Origin of the sequence: Oceanihabitans sp. 2_MG-2023, from assembly GCF_030547245.1 — a bacterium.
Lineage (GTDB): Bacteria > Bacteroidota > Bacteroidia > Flavobacteriales > Flavobacteriaceae > Oceanihabitans.
This window is the reverse complement of sequence record NZ_JAUOQT010000004.1, coordinates 170,854-193,307: the sequence shown is the minus strand read 5'-3', so window position 1 is coordinate 193,307 and position 22,454 is coordinate 170,854. Positions and strand designations below refer to the sequence as shown.

Genomic DNA, 22,454 nt, shown 5'->3' with positions numbered 1-22,454 from the left:
ACTCTTTAATAAAAAAAAAGAGCAAAGGTTAACATATGCAGGCTTGTTATTTAGGAAATAAGGCTAATCTAATTTAGAAATAAAAAAAGAGAAATACAACTATTTGTTTTTCAACGTTTTCAATGGTTTTTAAACGATGAATTTTGAATTATATAATAGATAAAAAAGGTGTTAATTGGATTTTTTTCGTTTTACGGAAGTATTAATTTTAAACAAAACACAGAAAATACGTCCTTTATAATTTTGCAACAAATTCTAAAGCACGAAGTTCATTATAGTAATATTTTCCTTTATGAATAAAACCAACGTGACCACCAAAATCAGGCATTTCTAAGTGCAAATTTTCGTTGTTTTTTGCTTCTTTTATAGGATAGCATTCTGGAGATAAAAACGAATCGTTTAAAGCATTTATTATTAATGTTGGCACTTGTATGTTTGGTAAAAACTGAAGGCAACTAGATTTTGTATAATAATCTTTTGCGTCTTTAAAACCATGTGCTTTAGAAGTATATACTGCATCAAAATCTCTTAATAGTTTTATAGAATCCACTTCTTGTGCTGTGATTCTTTCTGGAAACTGTATTAATTTTGGTTTTAACTTATCTACCAAATGTTTTTTAAATCGGATAGCATACGGTTTATTTTTAATCTTATGTAATTCGTTAGCAGAACCTTCTAAAAAACAAGGAACTGAAATAGCAATAGCTCCTTTAATTTGTTTCGGAATAATTCGTTCTTCTCCTAAGTATTTTAAGGAAATATTTCCGCCAAGGCTAAATCCATTGATATAAATTTCGGAATAGTTTTTAGTTTCAAGAATATGTGTTACAACTTCATGTAAATCTTCGGTTGCGCCTGAATGGTAACTTCTGTATTTTAAGTTAGGTTCGCCACTACAACCTCTAAAATTAACACATACAGCATCGACGCCATTTTCATTAAATAGTTTTGCAGGACCAGTAACATAAGGGCGTTGCGCATTACCTTCTAAACCGTGTAAAACAATAATTAACTTTTCTGATTTCTCTTTGGCATAACTCCAATCTAAGTCCAGAAAATCTCCATCGTTAAGTGTAATACGCTCGCGTTTTTGTTCTAACTTAACTTTTCGAATAAGTCCTGAATATATGGTTGCTATATTTCCATTTCTAAAAAAAATAGAAGGCTTGTATGTGGCGTTAAGTATTGGCATAATATATATTTAAAAAAAAAAATGCATCCGTTTAAAGATGCAATTTTATGTAATTATTTAAAATAGCAGTTTATTTTTTAATGATTTTTTTAACTTCATTTTGTTCTCCGGATTGAATTTTTATAAAATAAATCCCTGAAGATAAATCTGTAATATTTATTTCAACAACATTAGCATCATAGTTAATTGCCTTCAATGCTCTACCATTTACATCATAAATAGTAATGGTATCAATAACAGAATTACCAGAGATGGTTAAATGGTTATTTGCCGGATTTGGATACATTATAAAGGATACTGCTTGAAATTCTGCAATAGATAAAGCATCCACAATTTCTGTGCTAACTGTATTGGTTACAATTGCTGGATTGTAGTCAAAATAGATATTCGCATTTCCAGTAATAACATCTCCAATTACAACATTATTTTTAGGTTTTATTCTAAATGCAATAAAACCATTACTTCCAGCGTCATCATCTTGCTGTGCAGGTAAATCAATGTCGTCAAAAATAAATGCTACATGCGTAGTACCGTTAACTTGTACTCTATTCGTATGACTTGAGGCTATTGGTTCAATAGTACTCCAATCTAACTTATCATTTAATTCATCTACAATTCTAACATTAATTGCACTTGCGGTTCCTGTATTTTGAAATCGAATAATATAATCTAAATAATTTCCTGCTTCTGAAATATCAATCTCAGCACCTTGTAAAACGGTCTTATCATTAGGATCGTATGAATTTACAACTATCTGCTCTAAAGTATATACATTATCTTCGGGATTTGCATCCGTTTCATTTATAGTAATCGATGTATTAAAGACTAAAACATCATCACCATTCACCGCAGGCGGCTGCAACGTAAGCATAACTAAATCTATTTTTTTTGTTTCAAATGGTTCCAAATAATAGTTAAAAGAGATATCTCCATTCGTGTCTTGCGCATCCAAAGGGGAAATGAAATTTTGCATGGTTTCATCATATTCAAAATTTATTTCTCCATAAATGGATGTTGTCCCCATGTTTTGATACACCAATTGGTAGGCGGATTCAAAACCTGGTCGTGCTTCACTTGTAGGCAATATGTTTATTCTAACATCCTCTGTAATTTGATTTACTGTAACACAAAAATCCTGATTAATAGGCTCTCCATAGCCATCAAAAGTAATTACTGCAGGACTTGGGGAAACATGAAAAACATTTGTATCTATGTCTACTATTACTTCATGATCTCCCGTTTCTACGTAGGCTTTATAAGCTCCTTCAGAATCCGTAAAGGTTCTTACTTCATAAGCTCCTTGTTGGATACTAATTGCTCTATCATTAACGGTAATGGTATCATAAAGATTACAGCCGTTATTGTTTTGATCAAACACAAGCGTACCACTTAAAGAGTTCGTTCCATTAGTACAAGCTTCTAAAATTGCATCTCTATTTTGACATCCAACGCCATTATAATAATTAATAAAAGCGGAATTTTCTGGTATGCTTAAATAATTACAAACACTTACAATGTTACATACAGACAACAATGTATTACCACCTAAATTTATAGAAATCAACAAATTATGATCGACATTAGATAATCCAGAAATATCTGTTAACAATGGATTATTAGAAATACTAAATCGACGTAATGCTCTTAAATTTTCAATACCATCTAGAGAAACCAGATTTTCATTTCCATAAATTGTAAGCTCTCCTCCTCCTGTTGTAAAATGCATTATTTCTAAGGATTCTAACCCAGATAAATCCACCATGGAATCATTTCCATTAATCTGTAAATCTTCCACATCATAAACACTATTAAGACCTTGAAGGTTCAATAAACTAGGATTATTTAAAACACTTAAATCTTCTTCTACATACGTTAGATTATCTAATCCTGTTAAATCTAATAACGACGCATTCCCAGTAATGGCTAACCTTCCGTTTGCTTCTGTTATTAAAGATAAACCTCCAATAGCAACTAGGCTGTTATTGTTATTTATTAAAATATCTCCTCCAATATTAGATAAAGCACTTAGTCCGTTTAAATTTTGAAGCGCTCCATTTCCTTCACCTTCAAAACCTTCTATATTTAAAATACCTCCAATCGTATTTAAACCACTTAAAGCATCTACATCTAATAAGCTAGGGTTAGAAACTATATATAAATCACCAGTAATAGTATTTAAAGATTCTAGACCTGCTAAACTTGTTAATGCTAAGTTTCCATTAGAATTATAGGAGGAGTTTTCCCAAATCCCCAATCTTAAATCTCCATTTATAGTTGTTAAAGAACCGAAACCGGTAATATCTGTAAGCGCATCATTTTCATTAATAAAAAGATAATCATTTATGATAGCTACATTTTGAAAACCTGTAATTCCTTCCAACGCGCCATTTGTTAAAATTAATAATCCGTCATCAATGGTTTCTAATGCATTGAATCCTGAAATATACTGTAAAGACTCATTATATCTTAAGGCTAAACCTATATAATCTTCTCCTGTTCCATTTCCGACAGAAGTCAACATATTAAACCCAGAAATATCTGTCATGGCATGATTCACTTCAATATCTAAATGCCCGTTTATGGTTTGTAGCGCGTTAAAACCAGATAAATCAACTAAAGCTCCATTTACAGCAATGTTTAAATCTCCTCCTATTGTTTGTAGTTGTTGAAAGGGCAAACTACTCAGAGAATTATTAGTTGCATCTTGAAATGTAGTTCCAATAGTAACATCTCCTCCAATGGATTGGATATTATTAAAAGCATTTAAATGTAATAGCGCATTATTTGCATAAACATAAAGACCTCCTCCTAAAGAAGTTAAAGCATCAAATCCATTTACATTTAAAAGTGCATCATTATAAGAAATATGCAAACCGCTTGTTAAACTTGTTAAAACTTCAAATCCTAAAAAGGTTTCTAATGCATCATTGAATCGAATAGTTAATCCACCAGCAGTTGTAAGACTCTGAAACCCTGTGAAATCGACAAAACTAGTATTTCCTTCAAAAGTAAAATATTCTCCAATAGAAGTTAATGCAGTAAAGTTGGCTAAACTATTTAATGCTGGGTTCTCTATAATTTCAAAATTTCCTGTAATAGTATGTAGCGCACTAAAACCAGAAAACGCACTAAGCAACTCATTTTCGGTAATTAAAAAATCTCCCGATATGGTATTTAAACTTTGAAATCCGGTTATATTTCCTAATGCATTATTAGAGATAATTGAAAAATCACGATCTACAGACGTAAGTCCTGAAAAACCAGAAATATCGTTTAGGCTTCCATTACCTGAAATAGTAACATCACTTGTAATCGTTTCAACGCCATTTAATCCACTTATATCATGCAATACAGCATTACCACTTATTTGCACATATTGAATTGCTGAAGTAATGGTATTAAGATTAGAAATATCACTAATGTTTGCATTACCTGATATTTGAATAAACGCGCCAACTTCTGTTAGAGCATTTAAACCGTCAACATATTCTAAATTAGCATTACTGTTAATTTGCAAAGCACCACCAATTGTTGTTAAATTAGTTAAAAAATTAATGCTAGTAATGGTATTAATTTGCTGAATTTTAAGAAAATCGCCAATTTGTGTTATATTATTGAGTGCACTAAGATCACTAAGTAAACTATTATTAACAAGGCTTAATGAACCACCAACAGAGGTAATATTATCTAATCCAGTTAAGGTTAATAAATTACTTGCTCCGCTAATAGATAAATTAGAAGTTATAGTAGTAATGGAATTCAAACCAGATAAATCTATAGTATCTGCTCCAGAAATAGCTAAAGTAAACACCTCTGTACAAGAGGGGTAGTTTGTTACAAAATCATCTACATCTTGCTGACTGGTTAGATAAATGTTACCTGTTGGACATTGGCCAAAAATAGTATAACAAGATAAAAAAATAGTAAATAAAAGAAGTAATTGTTTTTTCATAATTAAGAGGTAGTAGATTTAGACCTCTAACTTACGATAAATAGATTTACACAACCACTTCTAAACTAGTAAATTTAAATTCTTTACCACTAAACAATCCTTTATCGCTTAGTTTTAAATCTGGAATTACTAATAGTGCCATAAAAGACAACGTCATATAAGGCGCATGCAATGTGCTTCCTAGTTGTTTTGCCATTTTATCCAGCGCTGCATAATCCTTACCTATAGTTTCACCATCTTGATCGCTCATAATTCCTGCTACAGGAAGTGCTACTATTTTTTCTTCGGAATCGCTTATAGCACAAATTCCACCTTTATTTTCAATGATTAGATTGACTGCTTTGCAGATCGCTTCGTCGGAAACACCAACGGCAATTATATTGTGGGAATCGTGACCAACAGAACTTGCAATTGCGCCTTCTTTTAATCCGAAATTTTTAATAAATGCAATTGCTGGTGCATCATTTTTATAACGATTTACAACCGTCATTTTTAGGATATCGTTTTCGGTATTAGAAACAAGATTTCCATTTTCAATAGTTGCTTGTTCAATAAGCTCATTCGTTACTAATTGCCCTTCTAAAGCTTCAATAACTCTAATTTTTTCTGCGGAAGAATTAAAACTAAAATCTTCTATTTTTTTCTTTTCCGTATTGAAATTATTTAAATTTTTAAAAGTTACGTCTTTCACATTAACCTTTCCGTAGTCATACACTAATTCTCCATCCACATAGGTTTGAAGTGTTTTAAACTTCTTTAAATCTTCTACAACAATACAATCTGCAGCATCCCCAACTTGCAGTAAACCAACATCCAGATTATAATGCTTTACCGGATTGATACATGCGGCTTGTAATACTTGAAATACATCCATGTTTTTGGCAACTGCTCTTGCACATACTGCATTGATATGCGAAACCATTAAATCGTCTGGATGCTTATCATCACTACAAAACATCATATTTTCAAAATGCTCAGGAAGTAAATCGATTAATGCTTCAAAGTTTTTGGCAGCACTTCCTTCACGAATTAGAATTTTCATTCCTTTTTGCAGTTTTTCTAAAGCTTCATCGTAGGTAAAACATTCGTGATCTGTATAAATTCCAGCGGCTATATACTTGGTAATATCTTCTCCTATAACACCAGGAGCATGACCATCTACAGGTTTGTTATTTGCTTTTGCGTGTGCTATTTTTTTCAAGACTTCTTCATCATCAAACAAAACGCCAGGATAATTCATCATTTCTGCCAGATATTTAATATCTGGATTCTCCATTAATTTCTTAATGTCTTGAGAATCTATAATCGCTCCTGCAGATTCAAAACTAGTTGCAGGCACACAACTTGGTGCCCCAAAATTAAATTTAAAGGGCACTTTTTTTCCGTTTTCAATCATGAACTCTACTCCTGCAACTCCTAACACATTTGCTATTTCATGCGGATCAGAAACGGTAGCAACGGTTCCATGTTGTACAGCTAGTTTAGCAAACTCACTTGGTACCAGCATAGAACTTTCAATATGAATGTGTGCATCTACAAAACCTGGAAGTATGTACTGCTTATTTGTAGTTTCTTTTTCTGCTATAGACGTTATTTTTCCGTCAGTAATAGTTACTTCTCCTTTGAAAATTCTCTTGTTTAGTATATCTACTATGTTTCCTTGCAATTTCATCTTTATTCCTTTCCTCTTATTTATTGTATGTAATATTAAACAAAAAAAAGCTTCCATTAAAACGGAAGCTCTTTATTCTGAATTACTTTTTCAAGTATATGCTTGGTTATTTCTTAAAATTCGCTACACCTTTTACCAACCAATCGTAATATTCCTCAGCATTTGGTGTATACGCAGTAGTATGATTTAAAAGTTCCATATCATGGTTTAATAACACATAAAAAGGTTGTGAGTTATTCTGAAAGTTTAGCGTTTGTAAAGTAGCCCATTTATCGCCAATGGTTTTAATATTTTTAATGCTTCCGTTGTGTTTTAAGAATTGAAATTGTTGGTCTTTCTCGAGTTCTTTTCTATCATCTACATATAAAGAAATAATAATATATTCTTCATTTAGCACATTATAAATCTTGTCTTTACTCCAAACTTGCTCTTCCATTTTTCGGCAGTTTACGCAAGCCCAGCCTGTAAAATCTAACATGATTGGTTTGTTTTCTGTTTTAGCTGCAAAAATACCATTTTCTAAATCTTTGTAGCAATTTAATCCTAACGGACAATCGGATTCTTTTTCATACAAACTATATGGTAAAGGTGGCGGAAAACCACTTAACATTTTTAAGTTTGCATGTTTTGTATTCGTTAAACCAGGAATTAAATAAATTACAAAAGCACCAACTAAAACAGCAAAAGAGATTCTACCGAAGCTTAATTTTTTAAGCGGACTATCGTGTGGAAACTTTATTTTTCCTAATAAATATAGCAATAATCCAATTCCTAAAACAATCCAAATACCTATAAACACTTCCCGTTTTAAAAGCCCCCAATGTTTCACTAAATCGGCATTCGATAGAAATTTAAAAGCCATTCCTAATTCTAAAAACCCAAGTACTACTTTGGTTGTATTTAACCAACCTCCAGATTTTGGCAATGCGTTTAACCATTTTGGAAACATAGCAAATAAGGTAAAAGGCAAAGCCAAAGCTAGTCCGAAACCAGACATTCCCATAGTTAATTGCATTGCACCACCATCACTAGTTAATGATCCAGCTAGTAAAGAACCAAGAATTGGACCTGTACAAGAAAAGGATACAATAGCAAGGGTTAATGCCATAAAGAAAATACCAATAATACCACCAACGTTAGATGCCGAATCCATTTTATTTCCCCAAGAAGCTGGTAAGGTAATTTCGTAATAGCCAAAGAAAGAAAAAGCAAAAAAGGCTAGTATTATAAAGAAAATAATATTTAGCCATACATTGGTTGAAATGGTATTTAATATTTCTGGATTCAGCGAATCTAAAAAGTGAAAAGGAAGACTTAAAAGCACATAAATTACTAGAATAAATAATCCATAAAGCATCGCATTTGCTAATCCTTTTTGTGAGTTACTTGCGCTTTTTGTGAAAAAGGAAACCGTTAATGGAATCATAGGAAACACACAAGGTGTTAATAAAGCGATTAAACCACCCAGAAAACCAAGAATAAAAATACCAAAGTTTGATTTTTCTTTAACTTCTTCTTTTTCGTATTTTTCCCAACCTGTTACATTTAGTTGTAGTTTATTAGAGAGTTCTTGACTTCGAGTATCAATTTCAACAATATCTACACCGTTAGTACTTCCATCTAAATTTATACTAAATGAAAATGTTTCAGGAGCAAGACACATGGTGTCATTACAAGCTTGATAGAATGCTTCCGATTCTAGAGTTTTTAGTTCTTTATTTAGCACTTTTATTTGCTGTTTAAAAACTGCTTTATTTTCAAAATAGCGAACATTCATTTGAAAAGCTTCCTCAAAAACTTCTTTGGTTTCCGATTCTTTAACGCTTCCTATTAATTGGTAATCCTTATTCTCATTAACAAAAGTAAACGCTGTAGGTATTGGTCCTAATCCAGAATCGTCTACACTTTCTTGTGAATAAAAATGCCAATCTTTTTCTATGTTCGCTTCATAACTAATCTCATAAACATCTTCCTTAACTTTAGTAACATGGGTAGTCCATTGAATAGGATCTAGAATATTTGCTTTCTCTTTAGTTAAATTAAAAGTAAGTACTTCACTTTCAAAAATACATTTCTCATCATCACAGGCTTGATAATATACTTCTGTTTCTATTTTAGTAATATTTGGACTAGAAAGTTCTATTTTTTGTGTGAAGGTTGCTTCGCCATCAAAATAGGTCAAATCCATTTGAAACACCTTATCAAACTTGGTGATACTTGGACTTTCTAATACTTTACCTATGCGTTTATAATCTTGTGTTTGTGCTATAGAATCGAATTCAAACTCTGTTGGTAAAGCACCTCCTTCTGGAAGGTGTTGCGAGTATAAATGCCAATGGTCATCAATTTCTGCATTAAAAATAAGGTTATATTCTGTATCAGAAAGTTTCTCTACAGCAGTAGACCATTTTACTGGATTTAGCTGAGAAAAAGCAGTGTTTAAGGAAAAGAAAGTTAGTAGTATTAATAAAAATTGCTTCATTATTGTACTGTAATTTTTAGTATATTTTTTGTTTTTTCTGTGACTTTGTAACGATTATCTGCTCGTTTATTTATAACCCAAACGACATCGTCACCAGAACATAAGACCAAGGCTTTTTCTTTTTCAATTAACGAATATTTTTCGTCTTTAAAATATTTACTAAGCTTCTTTTTGCCTTGCATTCCTAAAGGGTAAAAATAGTCGCCTTTTTGCCATTTTCTAATGGTTAACGGAAATTTTAACAAATCTTTATCTATCTGTAATATCGATTTGTTGGATTCGTGGATTTGACTTGTTGTTTCAAAACTTAATACACCTAAAGATGTTTCTATTTGTTTTTCGTCTTCTTTTATTAATAAACTATCGACTGCGCTCGAAGTTACATTTAAAATTTCTGTTAGTAATAAATGCTTTCTGTCTTTTAATAATCTGTGTGTGCTAGAAAACACTTGTTTTCCAGATTGCGCTTCTAACAAATTGTAAATATCATTCCATTCTGTGAAATTAAAATCCTTCAATAATTGAAATAAATATGCTTTGGTATTCGATTGTTTTTGAAGTATATCAATATTCAATTTTATCACTGCATTTTCTACAGTTAGCACTTTATCTTCTACTTTATGTACAGCATCTTGAATAATACTTTTAGCGTCTTGTAAATTATCTTGTGTGGTTTGAAAATTTGAAAGCAATTGCGAATTCATTGCTTTTAAAATCGGAATTACATCCTGACGCAACTTATTTCTTAGGTATTTGGTAGATGCATTACTGCTATCTTCTCGCCATTTAAAATTATTTTCTTTTGCGAAATTTTCGATCTCTTCTCTTGTAAATTTTAATAAAGGTCTAACGATATTTTCATTTACTTCTGGAATTCCTGTAAGTCCGTCTAAACCTGTTCCTCTGGTAAGGTTTATTAAAAACGTTTCCAGGTTATCATCTGCATGATGTGCTGTTAAAATATAATCAAAATGCAATTGCTCACTTAATTCTTGAAACCAATTGTAGCGTAATTCTCTTGCTGCCATTTGTGTTGAAAGTTTGTTTGTTTTGGCATAACTTTCCGTTTCAAAACTTTCAATAAAAACTTCTACATCTAAATCTTCTGCTAGTTGCATTACAAAATCTTGATCTGCATCGCTTTCTTTTCCGCGTAAATTAAAATTGCAATGTGCGAGTGAAAAATGAAGCTTTGCTTGATGGCATAAATGGGTTAAAATTACAGAGTCAATTCCCCCAGAAATGGTAATTAGGAGTTTGCTTTCGTTAAGGAAAGGTAGGTTTTGGTGTATATGTTTTTGGAATTTATTTAAAAGCTTAATAGGCATAAGTTTAGTTTGCTATTTTTTGATTAAGGAATTAAGCATTTTTCCAATTTGCAGTGATAAGTCATTAATTACATTTAAATCATCTAACTTAAAAAAACTTAAATGGTTTGCAATTTGTAATTGGGTTTGCATTTCTAATAGCGAACCTCTAGCAATATTTGAAGAAATAGAGATAGAACTTCTTTTTATTTGAGAGGTTAGTCCAAACTTTTCATCCTCAGGAAAATTATTAAGCAATTTATAAGTTAGCGTTCCGATATCTACCGCTTTTTGCCAAACAATTAAATCTCTATAACTTTTCATTTAACAAAAATACTCAATTAACTTTTTACTTATCCATTTTGCCTTTTTTACTTTTGTCTTTTGTCTTTTGCTTAAAAACTAATTTTCCAACACCTCACGCATTGCCTTTGCTTTTACCAAACATTCTTCATACTCATTTAGAGGTTTACTCTTTGCGGTAATTGCTCCACCAACGGAATACGAAACATATTTATTGGTTGCATTGTATAAAATACTACGAATTACCACGTTAAAATCGAAATTTCCCTTTGGTGAAAAGTAACCAACTGCTCCAGAATACAATCCACGTTTGGTTTCTTCTAAATCTTCTATTATTTGCATTGCTGAAACTTTTGGAGCTCCTGTCATGCTTCCCATTGGAAAAGTGGTTTCTATAATATCTACAGGATGTGTTGTTTTTTTTACTTTAGAAACGACAGTAGAAATCATTTGATGTACTTGGGCAAACGAATATATTTTACACAACTCCTTTACTTTTACACTTCCTTTTTTAGCCGTTTTAGATAAGTCGTTTCGCACTAAATCTACAATCATTATATTTTCGCTACGCTCTTTATCGTCGTGTTTTAATTCGTATTTTAAAGCCTGATCTTCATTACGATTTACACTACGTTTTGCTGTGCCTTTTATTGGCTGTGAAATCACTGTATTCCCTTTCTTTTTAATGTAGCGTTCTGGTGAAGCCGAAAGCAAGTATTTATCATTTAGTTTTAAAAATGTAGCAAATGGAGCTTTAGAAATAGTATTGAGTTTGTTGTAGGTTTCTAGTGGATATATTGCGGTTTCTTCTGCATAAAATTCTTGACAAAAATTTGCTTCATAAATATCTCCTCTATGTATATGACCTAGCATTTTATCTAGTTTTTTAAAGTACTCATCTTTATGGATTCTTAGTTTGATTTTGATATTATTTCGTAGATTGCTTCGTCTTTTCTCCTTGCAATCACAAATTGCTTTTAAATCATCATCCAACTCATCATCTACCGCCTTTAAATATTTAATTTTTACAGTATTCCCTCGTATTAAGAAGATTTTTTTAGGTTGAAAAAAATATAAATCTGGAAACTGTAATCCATCAAAATTAGCAGACTTTAATTTCTCTACATCGTTTTTAAGATCGTAGGTTAGGTATCCAAAAACCCAATCGTTTGTACTTGTTTGATATTCTTTTAGTTTCGCAAAACCATTGGTATAATCGGTTTGTATACTTGTAAAAGCATCTACAGCTAAAACAGCATCGTAACTTGTATATTTGGAGGAATGTTTATTAGAATCTAACCAAACGACATCATCAAACTGCTGACTCCAAAGCAACAACTGATGTTTAAAGGTATCTATAGATCTTGGTGTATGTGTAGTTGTTGTTCTCAATAAAAAAAAATTACGTGTAAAGTTAATGAGAATAGTTAAAAAATAATATCTTTTCGGAATTAGATTAAATCCTTTTTTTAATGTATCAGATATCCAACGAGTTAGTGAAGATTGCAATTCAAAAAAGTGGTGTAGAACTTTGCGAAATTTCTTCCATAAAAAATGACACACAATTTATGTGGCATGCAGATCCAAATATTTGGGGAAGCTTTGCTCCTAATCTATTTCCAATAATTGGCGGTTTAAAAAACAATGAATACCATTTTGAAAACATAACCTACCACATGCCTAAACATGGCTTTATTAGAAACAATGAAGCGTTAGAATTAATTAAAGAAACGAAAAACAGCCTAACATTTCAGTTAAAATATAATGTCGATTTATTAAAAATTTATCCTTTTAAATTTATTTATGAAATAACATTCGCATTAGAAAATAATATAATACATGTTCATCATGAAGTTAAAAATATAGATGAAAAAGCTATTTATTTCTGTCTTGGAGGACATCCAGCTTTTAAATGTCCTGTATATCAGGATGAAAAATACACCGATTACTCATTAATATTTGCACACAATGAAACTTCAAAAACTTATGTATTAAATACAGAAAACGGACTACTAACAAACAAAACAAAATCTGTTTTTAAGCCCTCAAACACGATAGCATTAGATTACCATTTATTTAATGAGGATGCGCTAATCTTTAAAGATTTAACATCTAAAAAAGTAAGCTTACACAGTAAAAAAAGAGGCGATATTTTAACCGTAAGCTATGCAGATTTTCCACATTTAGGCATTTGGGCTAAACCAAATGCAGACTATGTTTGTATAGAACCATGGATTGGTTATGCAGATGAAGAAACCACAAATCAAAACATAATTAGCAAACCTAGTATTATTCAGCTAAATACAAATAGTAATTTTAAAGCCTCCTATTCTATAGAAATACATAAACCGCATTTAGTGTAATAAATATATAAGTAGTAGCTTTGCAGCTTATAACAAAAACATGAGTACTATTACTTTTCAAGATCTTAACTTAAACACACCATTATATAACGCTTTAGACGATTTAGGATTTACAACACCTACTCCTATTCAAGCAGAAGCATTTAATGTAGTTGCTAGTGGAAAAGACATGGTTGGTATTGCCCAAACAGGAACAGGTAAAACCTTTGCCTATATGCTACCAATTTTAAAAAACCTGCCTTTTTCTAAACAAGAAAATCCAAGAATTTTAGTTTTAGTCCCGACTAGAGAATTGGTGGTGCAAGTGGTTGATGAAATTGAAAAACTTAGTAAATACATAAATAATCGTGTGCTTGGTGTATATGGTGGCACCAATATAAACACACAAAAAAGAGCTATTGCTGAAGGAATAGACATACTAGTAGCAACACCTGGAAGAATGTACGATTTAGCATTATCCAGAGTTTTACAACTAAAATCGATACAGAAATTAGTGATTGATGAAGTCGATGTGATGCTAGATCTTGGTTTTAGACATCAGCTAATTAATATTTTTGATATTCTACCAGAGAAAAGACAAAACATCATGTTTTCTGCAACAATGACACAAGATGTAAGTGAACTTATTAATGATTTCTTTATTCAACCAGAACGTGTTTCTATTGCAATTTCTGGTACTCCTTTAGATAATATTGCACAAACAAAATATACCGTTCCTAACTTTCACACCAAACTTAATTTATTAAAACATTTGCTTCAAGATACAGTAGCATTTAATAAAGTTTTAATATTTGTGGCATATAAAAAGATGGCAGATCGTTTATTTGAAGCTTTAGACGAAGAGTTTCATGAAGAACTTTGTGTGATTCACTCTAATAAAACACAAAACTACAGACTGCGAAGTATTGAGCAATTTAGAGAAGGTTTTAACAGAATTTTGGTTGCTACAGATGTTATGGCTCGTGGTTTGGATATAGATAATGTAAGTCACGTAATTAATTTTGACACACCAGATTTTGCCGAAAATTACATGCACAGAATTGGTAGAACTGGTCGTGCAGAACGCGAAGGACAATCTATTATTTTTTCTACTGAAAAAGAGCAAGAATCTATAGAAAATATAGAAAACTTGATGCAAATGGAAATTCCTTTAGTTGCAATTCCTGAAGAAGTCGTTATTTCTGATGAATTAATTGAAGAAGAAAGACCTCAAATAAAAGAGCGCAATAATCCACATAAAAGACCTAAAGACGAAGATGCTCCTGGTCCTGCTTTTCATGAAAAATCAGAAAAAAATTCTAAAGAAAACTTAGGAGGTTCTTATAAATTTAAAATTGCTGCTAAATATAAAAAGCCAAAAACGCGAGGCGATAAAAATTATAATAAGCGCAATAAGAGGAAATAATTTTTAGCAAAAATAAAGATGTACATGTATTAGGACACATGCATCTTATCGAAAATTACTCTATTTCAGAATAAAAAAAATATTTTTTCGTTAGTTTTATTGAAGTACTCTAAAAAACGGACGATGTCTACTGCTATTTTCAACTTACTACCCAATCTTAAACCATTTCATCATGACACGCATTATGACGATTTATTTTTAAATCAGTCATGGGTTCTTGTAAATGGCATCGATAAAAAGAAAGCGGTTTATATTTTTAAAGATGAAAATACGTTGCATATTTCACAAAACGAAACCACTACAGAAACTTCTTGGTGTATTGAGGTGAAAAACACTTTTTCTATTGTAACCGAAGATGGAAAAACTACAGTAAAAGCATATTTTAAAGATGATGATATTTTAGTGTTAAACAGAATACAAACCGACGATTGTGCTGTTTTTATTAATGAAGGAAGTTATTCTGAAAAACTAAACACTTTTGAAGATGTACAACAATTTCTTCATAATAAATACAAAGAAAAAGCGACTAGTTTAATAGCAGAACATGAGTTTTATTATATAGAAAGATCGGAAGAATTTGGACCTTTTACCGTAGAACAACTTGCCGAAAAAGTAAATAATAAAAGCATAAGCATCTATTGTTTTGTTAGAGATGTAAATGAATATAATTACAATAAACGCTTACGCATTAGAGATTTAATTAAAGAGTTATAATTTTTTAGCATTTAGGGATTCTATTCTTTTTTTATGATAATCGCTTCCACTAATTTCAAAAGCTTTTGTGGCTAGTTCTATTGCTTTATTATAATCTTTTTGTGTTTCGTAATATTCAGAAAAAGAATCATAAGCATTAGCACTATTAGGAAAATATTTAACAGCAAACTCAAAGTACATTTTTGCTTTTTCAATTTGATTCATTTCCATATTCATATAACCAGACATGTTTAAAAGATCTTCTGGATAAGGAGCTTCAAAATACCCGAAATTATTTTTAAGCTTATTTTCTCTATGTTTTATAATACTATACAGTTCTTCCTTTGGTGTATCAAATGAATTTATTCTATCTGTGTCTTCCATCTGAAACCATTCAAAAACAGAAATCAAACCATCTTTTATTGATGGAAGCGGAATAGTACCATGCAAATCATTAGGATAAAACTGCCATTTATGAAACAGTTTACTTTGCTTTGCTTCTTTAATGCTATTAGATAGTAATATATTAGAACGTGCAAAAGCAGTATAATCGGTAGTATCTTGCATGACATTATCAATTGTAATTTCAGAATTTTGCATGTGTAGTTGACCACCTAATGACATATATAAGGCTTTGCCTTCAAAACTATTTGTTGCAAGAGCTTCTTCAGTTTGTTTTACTATTTTTTGATTATCCCAATCTAAACTTGGATCGATTGCTAAATAATTTGCAAATAATTCTGGTTTATTAATTAAAGAATATACTGTAAATAAGCCGCCATAGGAATGGCCAATTAAAGTTCTATAATTGCTAACTGGGTACTTATTTTCTATAAAAGGAATAAGCTCTTCACTTATAAATTTCAAGAAATTATCTGCCTCACCATTTTCTTCATTATAAGGCATACCACGTCTAAAACTAATTTTTGAAATGGTTAAATCTCTTGTTCTATTCTCTGCATTAGAAATACCAATCAATACCATTTCTGGCATAAAACCACCACTGTAATATTCTAGCACATTACGAACTGTTGGTAAAAATACGTCACCATCAATAATATATGCTACAGGATATTTTCTAGTTGTATCAGAAATATAACTTTCTGGTATTTGCACATAAATAGACCTAGTTTCATTTAATATTTTAGAATGTATACTATCTAGTGTACTTCCTTGAAATATAAATCTGCTTTCTTGAGCATTTGCTGCAAGATGACTCATAACAAAGAAAATTATTAATAAAATTGTTCGCATTTTGATTGATGTTTAAAATTAGTTCGTTAAAAAAATTAGTCTTTATGTAATGCTCTTAAAACAAGAATACCAATTCTTGTAATAATAAAAGTAAATAAGCCAAAAGTGGCAGTTAACAAAGAGATTTTAAGTCCTCCTGCAAAAACGGAAGGGTCTGGATTTCCCATAGCTTCAACAGAATCAAAAGCAGTTATTAATCCTAAAACAGAGGCAAAAAAACCAATTACCAAACCTAACAAGCTACTATCTGCAGCAAGTTTTAACATTTTTTTAGATGTTGTAATATCCTTATTAAGATTAATAAACCCTTTAATAATAAAGAATAATGATACTAGTAAGCATATTAAAATAAGTGACATCATAAAGGATCCTCCTTCTTGAAAGCGATCGACAAATTGAAGAGATAAAAATTTCATACGTAATTTGTTTTATAAGTTAGATATATAACAAACTTAAATTAGTTTGTTAATTTAAAAATTAAAATGCGACAAATAACCAATTTAGCTCCTTAAATAACCAAAACTAAAAAATGGCTATTTAGTCTTTACTCTTTTTTTAAGCATTTTTTTGGTGTTTCACCAGATTGCTCAAACAACAATAATTTTTCTTTTACATTAAATTTTAAAACAGCACCTAAATCTAGTTTAAATTGGTCTTTACTAGTAGCATCTAATGTTTTTAAATCTCTTCCTTCTGGACCTCCTTGTAAAGCGGTACCATTAGACTTAAAAACTAAATTAAATGGTAGACCTTCGCAAGTATAAACCCCTTCATATAGTTGTAATTCCTTTTCTGTTAAACTAATAGAATTAAAACTTGGGATAAATAATTCTTCTCCTTGCAATGCTGCCATAGCGTTAAACATTATTGGCATTAAACCAAAATCTAAAGCATTCGCAGTAAATGCTATTGCTGTTTTTGAAGCTGGAATATACATAACCATAGACTTAAAAAAATCGATACTTCCATTATGTGCATAAATGGTTTGCCCTCCTTTTTCTGCACTCATAATTCCGCTTCCATATTCTCCTTTAATAGTTGTCATGGCTTTAAAACTCTTAGAAGACATTAGTTTATTATTAAACAAAGCGTCCATAAAAACCACTAAATCTGTAGTGTTAGAAACAATTGCCCCTGCTCCGCCAGGATTGCTTAAATGCGCTTGTTTGGCCTGGTATAAAGAACCATCTTCTTCGTAAGAATAAGATAGACACTCATTATTTGTAATATCTATCACATCTCCATAATAGGTGTTTTTTAATTGCAGCTTGCTAACAATACGATTTTCTAAAATACTTTTATAAGTTGTTTTATCTATCTTTTCTAAAAGATAACCTAACAAAATATAGTTGGTATTACTATATTCGTTTTTTTCATTTGGTTGAAAATCTACAGCATGCGATTGAATTAGATCTAACATTCCTTTTTGTGTTATAGGTTTGTGTTCATCAAAATTATCGTCTCTAGGAATATTAAATAAGCCACTACTATGATCTAATAAATTTGCAATAGTAATTTTATTAGCATTAGGTATTTTTGGAAAATAATTAGATAATTTTTCATCTAATTCTATCTTACCTTCATCTACTAACTGAAAAATCATAACTGCAGTAAAGGTCTTCGTTACAGAACCAATTCTAAATTTAGATTGGCTTGTTATAGCGGGTTTTTCATTTTCATTTATATACGAATTACCAACCTGTTTATTATAGATAATTTCTCCTTCTTTTAAAATAGATAAACTTCCCATAAATTTATTATTCTTATTTAAAGTATCTAAAAAGGAATCTAACGGTTCCAGGTTTTGAGCTTTAGAAACATTAGAAACTATAAAAACCAGTAATACTAATAGTGTTCTTATCATTTATATTGGTGTTAATTTAAACATGCTACAAACGTAAAAAAGAAAGAACAAGATTGTTTTTTTTTGCGATGAACGACTTGTTTTGCTATTAAAACAACCATAATGTTAAAACAAGCGTTAAAACTGTTATTCGTCTACAAAAAATATAAACGCGCAAAAATTATAGTATTATTGTAAATTAATTACCAGTTATGTTCTCTAGAAAAGACATTTTAAATAAAATAGGACAAATTACACTTCACATTATTTTCTGGTGTGCTGTACTTTTATTTTTTACCTATTTTTTTGGTGTTGGCAGCAAAAATTACAAAGACACTTTAACCTTTGCCTTGTTTTTAATGCCTATTACCATTGCTACTACCTATATTTCTATTTATAAATTAATTCCAGAATATTTAATAAGTAAACAATATTTTAGATTTTGCTTATACAGTTTATATACCATAATAATTTCGGGATATTTAATCATGGTTTCCGTTTTTTTTAGCCTAATTTATTTATCAAATTTTAGCTATGCCGATATGAATCCTTTAACACGGAATATTATCTTAATTACAACAGCTGTATATATTGTAGTGGTTTTGGTTAGTGCTTTTAAGCTTTTAAAACTTCATTTAAAACATGCCGAAAAAACCAAGATATTAGAAACAAGAATTCTAGATGGTCAGTTACAGTTAAAAGAACAAGAATTACATTATTTAAAGATGCAAATTCATCCACATTTCTTGTTTAATACTTTAAATACAATGTATGGTTTTGCTTTAAAAAAAGCAGATGAAACACCAGAAATGATATTAAAGTTATCCAATTTACTTGACTATTTATTGTATCAAGTAGATAAGCCATTTGTATTATTAGTAGACGAAATAAATCACATAAAAGACTATATAGATTTAGAAAAAATGCGATTTAATAACACCTTGGATATTTCGTTTACTAGTGAAGACATAAATGAAACAACACAAGTAGCACCAATGCTTTTACTTCCTTTTATAGAAAATAGTTTTAAACACGGAAGCATAAAAAACGGCGTTTTAAAAATTAAAATTGACGTATCTTCTACCAAAGAAAACATTCTCTTTTCTATTGTAAACACAAGCTCTTTCTCTGAAACATCCAATGAAGGCATAGGTTTGCAAAACATAAAAAAAAGGTTAGATTTACTCTATAAAAATAAATACGACTTAAAGATAGACGCTTCAGAAAATCTTTTTAAAGTAGATTTAAAATTAAATAATAATTAATTGCAAAACACAAAAAACATACACTGTTTAATAATAGATGACGAAGCAATTGCTAGAGAAATTATTGCTACACATCTTTCAAAAATAGACAATATTAATGTTGTAGCTAGTTGCAGTAATGCCATGGAAGCTTTTAATATAATTAGCAACCATACTATTGATTTGGTTTTTCTAGATATTAATATGCCCGAAATTTCAGGCATCTCCTTTGCTAAATCGATAAATAAAGACATTAAAATTATCTTTACCACTGCATATAGAGATTATGCTGTGGAAGGTTTTGAACTGCAAGCTGTAGATTACCTTTTAAAACCGATTTCTTTTGCTCGTTTATTAAAATCGGTAAACACCTATTTTGAAGTATATAGTAATATGAAAACGATTACAACTGAAAAAACTAAAACTGCAGATTTCATGTTTATTCGTTCGGAAAGACGTATGCTTAAAATAGATTTTGAAGCTATATTATATGTAGAAAGTTATAGCGATTATATAAAGATTCATTTGCAAAAGGAAACGATTGTAACTAGAGAAACAATAAGTGCTATTGAAGCAAAGCTACCTTCTAATAAATTTATTAGAATACATAGATCCTTTATTATTTCTATACGTTATATAAGTTCTTTTACCAACGAGTATATTACCATAAACAAAAAAGCATTACCTATAAGTAGGAGCTATAAAAAAGAGGTTTTAAGCGTATTAGATAAATATTAAAAACCCCCTTTCATAAAAAATGAAAAGGGTTTTCTAGTAGCGTGCTTTAAAAAATCCAAGCCCTTTCTAACAAAACTTAATTAACCATAAACACTATTTGTTTAATCTTGAATTTCAATTTCACACGCTACTATATCTTTAACTCATTTAAATATCATTTTTACTGCGCTTACTCCAATATTTAAAACTTCTTAAATTTCGCATATAGACAAATAATCTTGATATTTTAAAAGTAGAAATAAGAAGTAATCGATTAAAAGTAATTATATAAGTTATAATCACTATTCTTGTAAGAAAACACATAAAACAAAAGCGAAACATCTAGTTAGAAATATAACCAAATGTTTCGCTTTTTTATTGAGGCACTTCGACAATAATCGTAGTGTAATATTTTGATTCTCCTTTTAGGATTAGATATGAAGTGCTCTATCATTTGCAGCAAGTGCTGCTTCTTTAATAGCTTCAGTAAATGTTGGGTGTGCATGCGACATACGTGAAACATCTTCTGCAGATGCTCTGTATTCCATTGCTACAACTGCTTCAGCAATCATATCTGCAGCACGAGCACCAACCATGTGCACTCCTAAAATTTCGTCTGTAGTTTTATCTGCAAGAATTTTTACAAATCCGTCTAAATCCATACTAGCTCTACTTCTACCCAAAGCGCGCATTGGAAACTGACCTACTTTGTATGCTACTCCAGCTTCTTTTAATTGCTCTTCGGTTTTACCAACAGCTGCAACTTCTGGCCAAGTATAAACTACTCCAGGAATTAAATTATAATCAATATGTGGTTTTTGTCCTGCTAAAGTTTCGGCAACAAATACACCTTCTTCTTCTGCTTTATGAGCAAGCATTGCTCCTTTTATAACATCCCCTATTGCATAAATATTAGATGCACTTGTTTGTAAATGTTCGTTTACATCTACCAAGCCTCTATCTGTTAATTTCACTCCAGCAGCTTCCGCATTTAAACCGTCTGTATATGCATGACGACCAACCGATACTAAACAATAATCTCCAGTAAAAGTTACTTCTTCTCCTTTTTTGTTATCTGCTTTTACAATAACTTCATCTCCATTTCTTTCTACAGATTTTACTTTATGCGAAGCGTTAATTTTGAATTTTTGCTTCTTTAAAACTTTGTTTAATTCTTTTGAAACTCCAGAATCCATTGTTGGTACAATTCTGTCCATATACTCAACAACAGTTACTTCTGCTCCTAATCTTTTATAAACTTGACCTAGCTCTAAGCCAATAACTCCTCCTCCAATTACAATTAAATGTTTCGGTATTTCTTTAAGTTTTAAAGCTTCGGTAGAAGTAATAACTCGTTCTTTATCTAATGCAATAAATGGTAATGTAGATGGTTTAGATCCTGTAGCAATAATGGTGTTTTTTGCTTCAATCTCTGTAGTTTCATCACCAGTAATAGTAATATGGGTTGCATCTTTAAAACTTCCTACACCAACATAAACATCGATTTTATTTTTCTTCATTAAAAAATCAATTCCTCCAGTCGTTTGGTCTACAACAGATTGTTTTCTTGCAATCATTTGTTTTAAGTTGACTTTAATTTCTCCAGGAATATCAATACCATGCGCTTCAAAATGTTTGATTGCATCTTCGTAATGGTGTGAAGAATCTAAAAGTGCTTTACTTGGTATACAACCTACATTTAAACAAGTTCCGCCAAGTGTAGCATATTTTTCAATAATTGCAGTTTTCATTCCTAATTGTGCGCAACGTATTGCTGCTACATATCCTCCAGGTCCTGAACCTATTACTGCTACATCATATTTACTCATAATAATTTCTTGTTTTTATTTAACAGATCTCCACTTTCGTGGAAACGAAAACAAAAGTACAACTTTGATTTATGTTTTACGAATTACGATTAACGAAATTTAATAGAATTTGATTTTATATAAGAGGAATAGAAACTAAAAAAGCCTATCCCTTAGTTTTAAAAAAAACTTTAGAATAGGCCTATTACCTAAAACTGA

General features: G+C 30.6%; 16 protein-coding genes. 5 read left to right on the top strand and 11 right to left on the bottom strand.

All coding sequences use genetic code 11. The features are described from left to right. Positions 1–235: 235 nt before the first annotated feature. From Q4512_RS10315 to pabB, 7 genes are all read right to left on the bottom strand, one after another. Positions 236–1,192 carry a YheT family hydrolase gene (locus Q4512_RS10315; protein ID WP_303424199.1) on the bottom strand — a complete coding sequence of 319 codons (957 nt, stop codon included), beginning with the start codon at positions 1,190–1,192 and terminating at the stop codon, positions 236–238. A gap of 70 nt (positions 1,193–1,262) precedes the next feature. Continuing rightward, a complete protein-coding gene (locus Q4512_RS10310) occupies positions 1,263–5,144 on the bottom strand; it encodes a T9SS type A sorting domain-containing protein (RefSeq protein ID WP_303424198.1) in 3,882 nt (1,293 codons plus the stop codon). 46 nt (positions 5,145–5,190) lie between these two features. Next, positions 5,191–6,816: an adenine deaminase gene (gene ade / locus Q4512_RS10305; RefSeq protein ID WP_303424197.1), complete on the bottom strand. Its 1,626-nt coding sequence runs from the start codon at positions 6,814–6,816 to the stop codon at positions 5,191–5,193. A gap of 106 nt (positions 6,817–6,922) precedes the next feature. Continuing rightward, positions 6,923–9,298 carry a protein-disulfide reductase DsbD domain-containing protein gene (locus Q4512_RS10300; protein ID WP_303424196.1) on the bottom strand — a complete coding sequence of 792 codons (2,376 nt, stop codon included), beginning with the start codon at positions 9,296–9,298 and terminating at the stop codon, positions 6,923–6,925. Then, on the bottom strand, positions 9,298–10,626 hold the full coding sequence (gene tilS, locus Q4512_RS10295) for a tRNA lysidine(34) synthetase TilS (protein WP_303424195.1): 1,329 nt from the start codon (positions 10,624–10,626) through the stop codon (positions 9,298–9,300). The genes Q4512_RS10300 and tilS overlap by 1 nt, the downstream gene beginning before the upstream one ends. A 12-nt stretch (positions 10,627–10,638) precedes the next feature. Next, a complete protein-coding gene (locus tag Q4512_RS10290; protein WP_303424194.1) occupies positions 10,639–10,929 on the bottom strand; it encodes a four helix bundle protein in 291 nt (96 codons plus the stop codon). Between the two features lie 78 nt (positions 10,930–11,007). Further along, positions 11,008–12,300 (bottom strand): aminodeoxychorismate synthase component I, encoded by a 1,293-nt coding sequence (pabB, locus tag Q4512_RS10285; RefSeq protein WP_303424193.1) that lies wholly within the window; start codon positions 12,298–12,300, stop codon positions 11,008–11,010. Positions 12,301–12,380: 80 nt separating this feature from the next. Here pabB and Q4512_RS10280 point away from each other — a divergent pair, with 80 nt between their 5' ends. The 3 genes from Q4512_RS10280 (at position 12,381) to Q4512_RS10270 (ending at position 15,390) form a co-directional block, all read left to right on the top strand. After that, on the top strand, positions 12,381–13,271 hold the full coding sequence (locus Q4512_RS10280) for an aldose 1-epimerase family protein (protein ID WP_303424192.1): 891 nt from the start codon (positions 12,381–12,383) through the stop codon (positions 13,269–13,271). A 49-nt stretch (positions 13,272–13,320) separates the two neighbouring features. Next, the gene (locus Q4512_RS10275; RefSeq protein WP_303424677.1) at positions 13,321–14,676 is read left to right on the top strand and encodes a DEAD/DEAH box helicase; all 1,356 of its coding nucleotides are present in this window, start codon (positions 13,321–13,323) and stop codon (positions 14,674–14,676) included. 123 nt (positions 14,677–14,799) lie between these two features. Then, complete coding sequence (locus Q4512_RS10270; RefSeq protein ID WP_303424191.1) at positions 14,800–15,390, top strand: hypothetical protein; 591 nt, start codon at positions 14,800–14,802, stop codon at positions 15,388–15,390. Here the strand turns inward: Q4512_RS10270 and Q4512_RS10265 are convergent. From Q4512_RS10265 to Q4512_RS10255, 3 genes are all read right to left on the bottom strand, one after another. After that, positions 15,385–16,623, bottom strand: a complete 1,239-nt coding sequence (locus tag Q4512_RS10265; RefSeq protein WP_303424190.1) for an alpha/beta hydrolase-fold protein — start codon at positions 16,621–16,623, stop codon at positions 15,385–15,387. The genes Q4512_RS10270 and Q4512_RS10265 overlap by 6 nt on opposite strands. A gap of 35 nt (positions 16,624–16,658) precedes the next feature. After that, positions 16,659–17,039 (bottom strand): MotA/TolQ/ExbB proton channel family protein, encoded by a 381-nt coding sequence (locus tag Q4512_RS10260; RefSeq protein WP_303424189.1) that lies wholly within the window; start codon positions 17,037–17,039, stop codon positions 16,659–16,661. Positions 17,040–17,167: 128 nt separating this feature from the next. After that, the gene (locus tag Q4512_RS10255; RefSeq protein ID WP_303424188.1) at positions 17,168–18,487 is read right to left on the bottom strand and encodes a serine hydrolase; all 1,320 of its coding nucleotides are present in this window, start codon (positions 18,485–18,487) and stop codon (positions 17,168–17,170) included. Positions 18,488–18,678: 191 nt separating this feature from the next. Here Q4512_RS10255 and Q4512_RS10250 point away from each other — a divergent pair, with 191 nt between their 5' ends. Continuing rightward, on the top strand, positions 18,679–19,731 hold the full coding sequence (locus tag Q4512_RS10250) for a sensor histidine kinase (protein WP_303424187.1): 1,053 nt from the start codon (positions 18,679–18,681) through the stop codon (positions 19,729–19,731). Then, positions 19,732–20,448 (top strand): LytTR family DNA-binding domain-containing protein, encoded by a 717-nt coding sequence (locus Q4512_RS10245; protein ID WP_303424186.1) that lies wholly within the window; start codon positions 19,732–19,734, stop codon positions 20,446–20,448. A 410-nt stretch (positions 20,449–20,858) separates the two neighbouring features. Here the strand turns inward: Q4512_RS10245 and lpdA are convergent, their stop codons facing one another. Beyond that, positions 20,859–22,256 carry a dihydrolipoyl dehydrogenase gene (gene lpdA, locus Q4512_RS10240; RefSeq protein ID WP_303424185.1) on the bottom strand — a complete coding sequence of 466 codons (1,398 nt, stop codon included), beginning with the start codon at positions 22,254–22,256 and terminating at the stop codon, positions 20,859–20,861. Positions 22,257–22,454: the final 198 nt, after the last annotated feature.